The following is a 10,006-nucleotide window of genomic DNA, read 5'->3' on the forward strand; positions in this document are numbered from 1 at the left end:
CAGATACCTACCCCACACACCCGGGGGGGCCCCCACCCCAGGGGGGCTCCCGCACCCCGGGACGGGCCCCCCGCCGCCCGTCGGGATGCGGCCACGCGGCCGACCCCGAAGGTCACACGCCCTCTATTGTCACCCGAAAGTGGATCAGCCCTGACCGGCGTCCAGGATGTCCACCACGAAGACCAGGGTCGCGGCGGGCGGGATGTCGCCCTGGCCCTTGTCCCCGTAGCCCAGCGAGGCCGGGATCACCAGCTCGACCCGGCTGCCGACGGTCTGGCCCGCCAGACCCTGGTCCCAGCCCTGGATGACCTGGCCGCCGCCGACCGCGAAGGAGAACGCCTGGCCCTTGCTGAGCGAGGAGTCGAAGACCTTGCCGTCCTTGGCCAGCGCGCCGGTGTACTGGACGACGACCTTCTCGCCCTTCTCCACCACCGGCCCGGTGCCCTTGATCAGGACGTGGGTCTTCAGCTCGGTCGGGTCCTTGGCGCCGGCCACCGGGGTGATGTCGGCCGGCTTCTTGCCGTTGTCCTTGACCTGCGGGAAGTCCGCCGGGGGCGGCGTGACGGTGCCGCTCACCACGGCGTCCGGCGCGTTGGTGTTGCGGATGTCGATCACGAAGATCAGGTTGTCCTTGGCGCCGATCGACATGTCCGGCTTGCCCTGCGAGCCGAACGCGGCGGCCGGCGGGGCCACCACCAGCAGCCGGCTGCCGGCCTTCTTCCCGATCACGGCCTGGTCCAGCGCCGGGATCAGCGCGTCGGTGCCGGCCTGGAAGATCTGCGGCTTGCCCTTGTCGTCGTACGAGCTCGGGATGTCCTTGCCGGTGTTCCAGTCCTTGGCGGTGTAGTCCACCGAGGTCCAGTTGTTCTTGTCGACCTTGGGGCCGCTGCCCTCGGACAGCACCTTCACCACGAAGGAGCCGTCGGAGGCCTCGCCCGGCACCTGGATGTCGGCCTTCTTGCCGAAGTCACCGGTGACCGTCGGCAGCACCTTGGCGCTGTCCTTGATCGGCGGCACCGGCTCGGCGCTCGGCGTGGGCGGCGCGGACTTGCTCGCGTCCGGCTGGGAGGCCGCGGCGGTGTCCTTGGAGTCGTCCTTGTTCACCATGTACAGCGTGACGCCGCTGCCGACCAGCAGCAGCGCCAGGATCGTGCCGAGGATCACGCCCAGCTTGCCCACGCCCGGGGGGTTCTCGGCGTACCCGGCCTCCGAGGTGTCGGCCTTGCGCACGCTGCTGGCGAAGATCTGCGGGACGTCCTCGTCGTCCGCCTTGGTCCCGCCCGCCGGCCGCGGCCTCTCGCCGGGCTGCGCCCAGCCAGCCTGCTGCGCGAGGATCGCCGGGGGGACGACGATCGACTCGCGGTCCGCAGCAATCGGGCCGCCGGGACGAGAGGCGGCCGGGTCACCCGCAGAGCTGTCGTTCGCCGCGGTGCCGGCCCCGCCCGGGCTCGGCGTCTTCTCAGTCATGACTCCCCATCCATCTCGCCACGAGGTCTTCCTGGTCTGCGCCCGGCGTGGTGAGCGCCGGCCTGCCGCCGTACCGCCCGCCCGGACCTCGGCGCCGGGCGGCGCCTGCCACAGTGCGAGGGCAGTATGACAGCTCAGGATGAGGGCGGACGCTTCGTTGTACGAGCGTCCGCCCAAGCGTACGGAATCCCCCCGGCGACTTCCTAGACCGCTTCCAGAATGTCGATCACGAAGACCAGCGTGGAGTTCGGCGGCACCGACCCCTGCGCCTGGTCCTTGTAGCCGAGCGCCGGGGGCACCACCAGCAGCACCCGGCTGCCCACGTTCTGCCCGACCAGCCCCTTGTCCCAGCCCTCGATCACGCTGCCCGTGCCGATCTGCACCGCCTGCGCGCCGCCGTGCGTCCAGGAGCTGTCGAACTGCTGCCCGTTGCTCCACAGCACCCCGGTGTACTGCACCACCAGGGTCTGCCCGGTCTTGACCTGCTTGCCCTCACCCTTGATCAGCACCGCCTGCTGGAGCTCGGTGGGCGCGGCCTGCCCCGCCGGGATCGTGATCCCCACCGGCGCCTTGCCGTTGTCCTTGACCTGGGGCAGCGCCGCGGGCGCCTGGGTCATGTTCCCGGTCAGCGTGGAGTCCTGCGGCACGCTCTCCACGATGTCCAGCACGAACACCACGGTGTCGCCCTTGCTGACGCCCAGCTGGGTGGAGCCCTGCTCGCCGAAGGCCGCCGCCGGCGGGGCCACCACCAGCAGCCGGGTGCCCACCTTCTTGTCGATCACGGTCTGGTCCAGCGCCGGCACCAGCTGGCCGCTGCCGGCCTGGTAGAGCTGCGGCTTGCCGTTGTCGTCGTACGAGCTGGGCAGGTCCTTGCCGGTGGTCCAGTCCTTCGCCGTGTAGTTGACGGTCACCCAGTCCCCCTTGTTGACCGTCGACCGCTCCCCCTCGGTCACCGTGTTCACCACGAACTGGCCGCTGGGCGGCTGGCCCTCGGGAATGGTGATGGTGGCCTTGCTGCCGAATCCGCCACCCGAAAGAGTGGGCATCGGGGGCGCCTCCGTTACCGGCGGGGGCACCGTCGGCGCGGCGCTCGCCGTGGACGGCGCCGCCGGGCCGGCCGCCTTGGGCGAGCTGCTGCAGGCCACCGCGAGCAGCAGCGGCAGGGTGAGAAGCAAACCGGCGGTGCGGCGCACGGTGGTCCTAACTGTCGGTCGAAGTCGGCTCTCCTGACTCGACGGACAGCGTATGCCCGGCACGCGTCCGGCCCCGGTAGACACCACCGGGGCCGGCCGACGCCTGCCGATCGCACGGACCGGCGATCACATGCCGGCGATCAGCTTCTCCACCCGCTCGTCCACCGAACGGAACGGGTCCTTGCACAGCACCGTGCGCTGCGCCTGGTCGTTCAGCTTCAGGTGCACCCAGTCCACCGTGAAGTCCCGGCGCTGCTCCTGCGCCCGGCGGATGAAGTCCCCGCGCAGCCGGGCCCGGGTGGTCTGCGGCGGGATCGACTTGGCCTCGAAGGTCTTGAGGTCGGTGGTCACCCGCTCCGCCTGGCCCTTGCCCTGGAGCAGGTAGAACAGGCCGCGCCGACGGTGGATGTCGTGGTACGCGAGGTCGATCTGGGCGACCCGCGGGTTGGACATCGTCATCTGGTGCTTCTCGCGGTAGCGCTCGATGAGCTTGTACTTCATGATCCAGTCGATCTCGGTGGCCACCCCGTCCAGCCGCTCGCTGCGCACGGCCTCCAGGGTGCGGCCCCACAGGTCGAGGACCCGCGCGACGGTGCCGGTGTTGATGCCCTTGCGGTCGGCGAACTCCAGGGCCTTGGTGTAGTACTCCTCCTGGATGTCCAGCGCGCTGGCCTCCCGGCCGTTGGCGAGGCGCACCTGGTGGGTGCCGGTGAGGTCGTGGCTGACCTCGCGGATCGCCCGGATCGGGTTCTCCAGGGTCAGGTCGCGCATCACCACGCCGGCCTCGATCAGCCGCAGCACCAGGTCGGTGGCGCCGACCTTGAGCAGGGTGGTGGTCTCGGACATGTTGGAGTCGCCGACGATCACGTGCAGCCGGCGGTAGCGCTCGGCGTCCGCGTGCGGCTCGTCGCGGGTGTTGATGATCGGGCGGGAGCGGGTGGTGGCGGAGCTGACGCCCTCCCAGATGTGCTCGGCCCGCTGGCTGACGCAGTACACCGCGCCGCGCGGGGTCTGCAGCACCTTGCCCGCGCCGCAGATCAGCTGGCGGGTCACCAGGAAGGGGATCAGCACGTCGGCCAGCCGGGAGAACTCGCCGTGCCGGGCCACCAGGTAGTTCTCGTGGCAGCCGTAGGAGTTCCCGGCCGAGTCGGTGTTGTTCTTGAAGAGGTAGACGTCCCCCGCGATGCCCTCCTCGTGCAGCCGCCGCTCGGCGTCCACCAGGAGCCCCTCGAGGATGCGCTCGCCCGCCTTGTCGTGTGTCACCAGCTCGACCACGTCGTCGCACTCGGGGGTGGCGTACTCGGGGTGGGAGCCGACGTCGAGGTAGAGGCGGGCGCCGTTGCGCAGGAAGACGTTGCTGCTGCGGCCCCAGGAGACGACCCGGCGGAACAGGTACCGCGCGACCTCGTCCGGCGACAGCCGCCGCTGCCCGCGGAACGTACAGGTCACGCCGTACTCGTTCTCCAGCCCGAAAATCCGGCGGTCCATGAGCACTCCATTCCGTGTCGGAGCTGTCCGAAACCGCCTCCACGACGACTGGGCGCCGCAGGGGCACCGGAGTCCCGCACGACGGCGGTCCGGCCGCCGTACGGGACCCCGCAGGCACTGCTACTCCGGCGTGGTGTCCGCCGGGTCGTCCTCGTCGTCCGCCTCGGCGGACTGGTCGCCGTCGAGCAGGCGACCGAGCTGGTTGCCCAGGATCCGCTTGAACTTTCGCTGCTGGAACCGCTGGCGGTCGAGGACCGCGACCTCCAGCTGTTCCGGGGTGAGGGCCCGCGGGCTGCCGCCGTTGGGGTCGCGGGCGAGCGAGTCCACCGCGACCTTCACGGCCTCGGTGAGGCTCATGCCCACGCGGTGGCGCTGGCCCAGGTAGTTGCCGATCGAGTCGGCGTTGCCGCCGACCACCACGTAGTTCTTCTCGTCGACGACCGAGCCGTCCGGGGTGAGCCGGTAGATCTGGTCGTTGTCCGCGGTCCGGCCGACCTCGGCGACGATCAGCTCGACCTCGTACGGCTTCTCGCCGACCGAGGAGAAGACGGTGCCCAGGGTCTGGGCGTACACGTTGGCGAGGCCCCGGGCGGTGACGTCGGCCCGGTCGTAGGAGTAGCCGCGCAGGTCGGCGTAGCGGACGCCGCCGATGCGCAGGTTCTCGAACTCGTTGTAGCGGCCGACCGCCGCGAAGGCGATCTTGTCGTAGATCTCGGAGACCTTGTGGAGCGCCCTGGAGGTGTTCTCCGCGACGAAGACGATGCCGTCGGCGTAGGTGAGCACGACCACGCTGCGGCCGCGAGCGATGCCCTTGCGGGCGTACTCCGCGCGGTCCGCCATGGCCTGCTGGGGCGAGACGTAGAACGGTGTCGACACCGGCGGTCGTCCCTTTCCTGTGAGGTGATGGCTAGATCAGCGGGGCCTGCGGACCGTTGGGCCGGCTCAGGCGCTCGTCGGTGATGGCGACCGCGGTCTCGGCGACCTCGGCGTCGGTGAGCCGGCGGAAGCCGTCCTCGGTGATCACGGAGACGATCGGGAAGATCTTGCGGGCCAGGTCCGGCCCGCCGGTGGCGGAGTCGTCGTCCGCCGCGTCGTAGAGCGCCTGGACGACCAGGGTGACGGCCTGTTCGGCCGTCAGGTCCTCGCGGTACAGCTTCTTCAGCGAGCCGCGGGCGAAGACCGAGCCGGAGCCGGTGGCGGCGAAGCCGCGCTCCTCGGAGCGCCCGCCGGTGACGTCGTAGTTGAAGATCCGGCCGCGGCCCCGGTCGAGGTCGTAGCCGGCGAAGATCGGGACGACCGCGAGGCCCTGCATCGCCATGCCCAGGTTGCCCCGGATCATGCTGGTGAGGCGGTTGGCCTTGCCCTCCAGGGAGAGCGTGGTGCCCTCGATCTTCTCGTAGTGCTCCAGCTCCAGCTGGAACAGCCGCACCATCTCGACCGCGAGGCCGGCGGTGCCGGCGATGCCGACCGCGCTGTACTCGTCGGCCGGGAACACCTTCTCGATGTCGCGCTGGGCAATGACGTTGCCCATGGTCGCCCGGCGGTCACCGGCGATCACCACACCGCCGTCGAAGACCGCGGCCACGATCGTGGTCCCGTGCGGGGCCTCCACCACGGATCCCTCGGGGAGCCCGTTGCGACCGGGGAGCAGCTCCGGCTTGTGCTCGGCGAGGAAGTCGAGGAACGAGGAGGACCCCGGGGTCAGGAAGGCAGCCGGTAGACGCCCGGTGCCACGAGTGTTGGCTTCCACACGATTCCTTCCAGGTAGCTTGAAGCGCGCAATGCCCGCACCCTACCCGCCGACGATCACTGTCCACGCGTGGAGGGGCCGGTGCCGGGGGGGGGGGGGGCGCCCGCCCCCCCCACGGACGGGGAGGGGCAGGGGTTTGGTGGGGGTGGGTCCTGCCTGGCCCTTTCGCGCCACCCCTTCCGTGGTGCGTCCTTCCGGCCTGGTCGGGTGTGGCGCGGGGATGCGTGGGTCAGTGGGGCTCGGTCGGGGTGGGGAGGGGGTCGGGGATGCCCGGGAAGGGGGCGGTGGGGGCGCCCCAGTGGTGGGCTCGGAGGGTGCAGTCGCGGAGGGCGGTGGCGACGGTTCGGCGGTGGGGGGCGGGGAGGTCGGCCACCAGGTCGGCGTAGACGGTGCTGAGGCGGATTTCCAGGTGGGCGGCGAGTTTGGTGGCGGTGGGGGCGTCGGTGACGGGGAAGGGGAGCTGGTAGCCGCCGGCGGCGGGGGTGGGGGTGGTGAGGAGGCGTTGCCAGGTGTCGCGTTGGGCCTGGTGGGCGGCGTAGTAGGTGCGGGCGTCGGCGCGCTGTTGGTCGTCGGGGAGGTGGGCGCCGACGACGCCGTAGCCGTAGACGGCGGCGTGTTCGGCGCTCAGGGCCTTCTGGAGGGCGGGCAGCGCGGGGCCGGGGGTCGGGGTGGCGGGGGTCGGGGGAGCGGTGGGGGCGGGCTGGTCGGATGGGGCGCCGAGGGTGGTGGCGTGGAGGGCGTTGGCGGCGGCGACCGAGGCGAGGAGCCGGGCGAGGGGCGGTCGGGCGGCGTCGAGGTCGGCCAGGTGGGACTGGGCGGTCTGGCGTTCCAGGGCGGCCAGGGTGGCGGGGGTGGGCGTGGCTGTGGGGGTGGTACTCGGGGTGGGGGTTTCGGAGGCGGCCGGTAGGCCCTGGGCGAGGGCGGCGCGGTGCTGGGCGGTCTCGGCGCGGAGGGGTTGGAGGAGGGCGGTCTGGGCGCCGGGGGTGGCGAGGAGGGCGTCGTAGGCCGCCAGCAGGGTGTCGGTGGCGGTGACGGCGCGCAGTCGGACGGGGGTGTCGGGGTCGGGGGTGGGGGCCTTGGTGGCGACGTCCGTTCCGTCGGTGCCGGTGCAGGCGGTGGTGAGGGTGATCAGCCCGAGGGCCAGGAAGGTCCGTCGGCTGGGCGGCTGCATCGGGGTCACTCCGGAGCGGGTAGGGAGGACGGCCTCCCCTTGCCGCCCTCGGTGGCCCGATCTTCGCAGAATCCCCACGATTGCGGGGGTCCGGTGCGGTGGGTGGGCCGGTGTGAGCTTGCTCGCAGTGGGTGGCGTCCGGCCGGTCGAGGGAGGTCCGGAATCGGTGGTTCGCGGCTTCACCGGCTAGGCTTTGGGCCGAGCTGCCGTGACCCGGAGTGCGCCCGAGGGGCGCGGAGGGCGCGGGGCGACCTCTGACAACAGCAGACGCGGCCGAGGAGTCCACCCGGATGAGCACCACCCACACCGACCGGCTGCGCGCGTTGCTGGAGCCGCTGGCCGCCCAGGCCGGACTGGACCTGGAGGACGTCAAGGTCACCAAGGCGGGCAACCGCCGGCAGGTGCAGATCGACGTCGACACCGACGGCGGCGTGGACATGGACACCATCGCCGAGTTCAGCCGGGTCGTCGGCGAGGCCCTGGACGCCTCGGACGTGATGGGGGAGGAGCCGTACCTGCTGGAGGTCGGCTCGCCCGGTGCGGAGCGTCCGCTGGTGCTGCCCCGCCACTGGCAGCGCGCGGAGGGCCGGCTGGCCAAGATCCACCTGGTCGACGGCGGGGAGATCGTCGCCCGGGTGCTGGAGGCGGACGAGGACGGTGCGCTGGTCGAGGTGCAGCCGGTGAAGGGGCGCGGCCGTCCGAAGGAGCGCCGTCTGGAGTACGTCGAGGTGGCCCGGGCGCGGGTCCAGGTCGAGTTCAACCGCAAGGACGACGAGCAGCTCCTGGACGAGGCCGCCGAGCTCGACGAGGGGGACGACGGCGCCGAGTGAGCCGGCCGCCGTACGACCATCATGAACGTGACGAAAGACGAGGAGGCGTAGCCGTGGACATCGACATGAGTGCCCTGCGCACGCTGGTCAACGAGAAGAACATCCCCTTCGACCTGCTGGTCGAGTCCATCGAGTCCGCCCTCCTCACCGCGTACCACCGCACCGAGGGCTCGCGCCGCCGCGCCCGGGTGCACCTGGACCGCAAGAGCGGCCACGTGACCGTGTGGGCGATGGAGGACCCGGCGGAGCTGGACGAGGGCGTCGAGCCGAAGGAGTTCGACGACACCCCGAGCGGCTTCGGCCGGATCGCGTCCAGCATCGGCATCCAGGTGATGATGCAGCGCCTGCGCGACGCCGCCGACGACCAGACCTTCGGCGAGTACGCGGGCAAGGAGGGCGACATCGTCACCGGTGTCGTCCAGCAGGGCAACGACCCTAAGAACGTGCTGGTCGACATCGGCAAGCTGGAGGCCATCCTGCCGCCGCAGGAGCAGGTCCCGGGCGAGGACTACCGGCACGGCACCCGGCTGAAGTGCTACGTCGTGGCGGTGCGCCGCGGGGTCCGCGGGCCGTCGGTGACGCTGTCGCGCACCCACCCGAGCCTGGTGAAGAAGCTGTTCGCGCTGGAGGTCCCGGAGATCGCGGACGGCAGCGTGGAGATCGCGGCGATCGCCCGCGAGGCCGGCCACCGCACCAAGATCGCGGTCTGGTCGCGCCGGGCCGGGCTGAACGCCAAGGGTGCCTGCATCGGTCCGATGGGCTCCCGGGTGCGCGCCGTGATGGGCGAGCTGCACGGCGAGAAGATCGACATCGTCGACTGGTCGGAGGACCCGCGCGAGATGGTCGCCGCGGCGCTGTCCCCCGCCCGGGTGACCAGCGTGGAGATCGTGGACGCCGCCCAGCGTTCCGCGCGGGTGATCGTGCCGGACTACCAGCTGTCCCTGGCGATCGGCAAGGAGGGGCAGAACGCCCGTCTGGCCGCCCGTCTCACCGGCTGGCGGATCGACATCCGGCCGGACACCGAGGGCCAGGCCGAGCCCCAGCACGAAAATGGCGGGGCTGCGGCGCAGTAGTGAGTGTCGTTCCCGGCGGCCCCCGCCGGTCCTCCGGGATCAACGGGGCGGCGCCATGTCGCTTCGGAGGGGTAGACTTGCCTTCGTCTGGCCGGACGCACGTCCGAGCACGCCCGGAACGCACCTGCGTGGGCTGCCGCAAGCGAGCGGCCAAGCACCAGCTGTTGCGTGTCACGGCGGTCGAGGGCGTCTGCGTCCCCGATCCCCGTGGCGCACTGCCGGGCCGGGGCGCTCACCTGCACCTCGACCCGGCCTGCCTCGACCTCGCGGTCCGCCGTCGGGCGTTCCCCCGGGCCTTCCGGCTCCAGGGGGCGCTCGACACGGAGCGGCTCCGCGGGTTCATCGAGGAGCGGGTCGGCGGAGCCCCTGGGGCGGACCGCCTCCCGTGACGGCCGCCGCTCACCGCGGCGGAGAGAACCACCGCAACAAGCACAGCGCTCGGGCAGCCGCGCGCCGTGCCACCAGTCAGGTACCTCGCGATGTGGAAGTAGGTCGAGATTGCGATGAGCACTCGATGAGTACGCGATGAGTACGCGATGGGTACGCCCATGAAGTAGCGACAGTCCGGCGGACGAGACCCCCGGACTCATAGACAGGAGTGAAGTGGCTAAGGTCCGGGTTTACGAACTCGCCAAGGAGCTTGGCTTGGAGAGCAAGGCCGTCATGGCCAAGCTCACCGAGCTCGGTGAGTTCGTCCGTTCGGCGTCCTCGACGATCGAGGCGCCGGTCGTGCGCAAGCTGACTGACGCGCTTGGTGTGGCCCCCACCGGTGGTGGCGCTGCCAAGCCGGGCCCGCGGAAGACCGCGGCGCCCCAGCCCGCGGCAGGTGCCGCGGGTGCACCCAAGCCGGGTGCCCCGACCCCGGGTCCGCGCCCTGGCGCGGCCCCTGGTCCCCGTCCGACCCCGGCCGCCGCGGCTCCCGCCGCGCCGGCCGCCCCCGCGGCTCCGGCCGCTCCCGCCGCCCCGCGTACGGGTGCGCCGACCCCGGGCCCGCGCCCGGCCGCGCGTCCCGCCGCCCCGGCGGCCCCGGCCGC

At 71.9% G+C, this 10,006-nt stretch carries 9 protein-coding genes and 1 pseudogene; 4 read left to right on the forward strand and 6 right to left on the reverse strand.

Going from position 1 to position 10,006, the window contains the following annotated elements; all coding sequences use genetic code 11:
- Positions 1-144: 144 nt before the first annotated feature.
- The 6 genes from ACFV1W_RS39065 to ACFV1W_RS39090 form a co-directional block, all read right to left on the reverse strand.
- Positions 145-1,467 (reverse strand): FKBP-type peptidyl-prolyl cis-trans isomerase, encoded by a 1,323-nt coding sequence (locus ACFV1W_RS39065; RefSeq protein WP_380422169.1) that lies wholly within the window; start codon positions 1,465-1,467, stop codon positions 145-147.
- Positions 1,468-1,670: 203 nt separating this feature from the next.
- A complete protein-coding gene (locus tag ACFV1W_RS39070) occupies positions 1,671-2,660 on the reverse strand; it encodes an FKBP-type peptidyl-prolyl cis-trans isomerase (RefSeq protein ID WP_380422171.1) in 990 nt (329 codons plus the stop codon).
- 126 nt (positions 2,661-2,786) lie between these two features.
- Positions 2,787-4,148 carry a Pup--protein ligase gene (gene pafA, locus ACFV1W_RS39075; RefSeq protein WP_380422172.1) on the reverse strand — a complete coding sequence of 454 codons (1,362 nt, stop codon included), beginning with the start codon at positions 4,146-4,148 and terminating at the stop codon, positions 2,787-2,789.
- A 120-nt stretch (positions 4,149-4,268) separates the two neighbouring features.
- Entirely contained in the window at positions 4,269-5,024 is a 756-nt protein-coding gene (gene prcA / locus ACFV1W_RS39080) for a proteasome subunit alpha (RefSeq protein WP_380422173.1), read from the reverse strand.
- 31 nt (positions 5,025-5,055) lie between these two features.
- Positions 5,056-5,898: a proteasome subunit beta gene (gene prcB, locus ACFV1W_RS39085; protein ID WP_380422174.1), complete on the reverse strand. Its 843-nt coding sequence runs from the start codon at positions 5,896-5,898 to the stop codon at positions 5,056-5,058.
- Positions 5,899-6,127: 229 nt separating this feature from the next.
- Positions 6,128-7,069 carry a ferritin-like domain-containing protein gene (locus ACFV1W_RS39090; protein WP_380422176.1) on the reverse strand — a complete coding sequence of 314 codons (942 nt, stop codon included), beginning with the start codon at positions 7,067-7,069 and terminating at the stop codon, positions 6,128-6,130.
- 290 nt (positions 7,070-7,359) lie between these two features.
- Here ACFV1W_RS39090 and rimP point away from each other — a divergent pair, with 290 nt between their 5' ends.
- The 4 genes and pseudogenes from rimP to ACFV1W_RS39110 all read left to right on the forward strand — a co-directional run.
- Positions 7,360-7,899 carry a ribosome maturation factor RimP gene (rimP, locus tag ACFV1W_RS39095; protein WP_380422177.1) on the forward strand — a complete coding sequence of 180 codons (540 nt, stop codon included), beginning with the start codon at positions 7,360-7,362 and terminating at the stop codon, positions 7,897-7,899.
- Between the two features lie 53 nt (positions 7,900-7,952).
- Entirely contained in the window at positions 7,953-8,972 is a 1,020-nt protein-coding gene (gene nusA, locus ACFV1W_RS39100) for a transcription termination factor NusA (protein ID WP_380422179.1), read from the forward strand.
- Between the two features lie 128 nt (positions 8,973-9,100).
- The gene (locus tag ACFV1W_RS39105) at positions 9,101-9,361 is read left to right on the forward strand and encodes a YlxR family protein (protein ID WP_380422181.1); all 261 of its coding nucleotides are present in this window, start codon (positions 9,101-9,103) and stop codon (positions 9,359-9,361) included.
- A gap of 256 nt (positions 9,362-9,617) precedes the next feature.
- Positions 9,618-10,006 (forward strand): annotated as a pseudogene (locus ACFV1W_RS39110) (translation initiation factor IF-2); the annotation flags it as partial.

The sequence above is a fragment of the Kitasatospora sp. NPDC059648 genome (genome assembly GCF_042734825.1).
In the GTDB taxonomy this organism is placed as follows: Bacteria; Actinomycetota; Actinomycetes; order Streptomycetales; family Streptomycetaceae; genus Kitasatospora.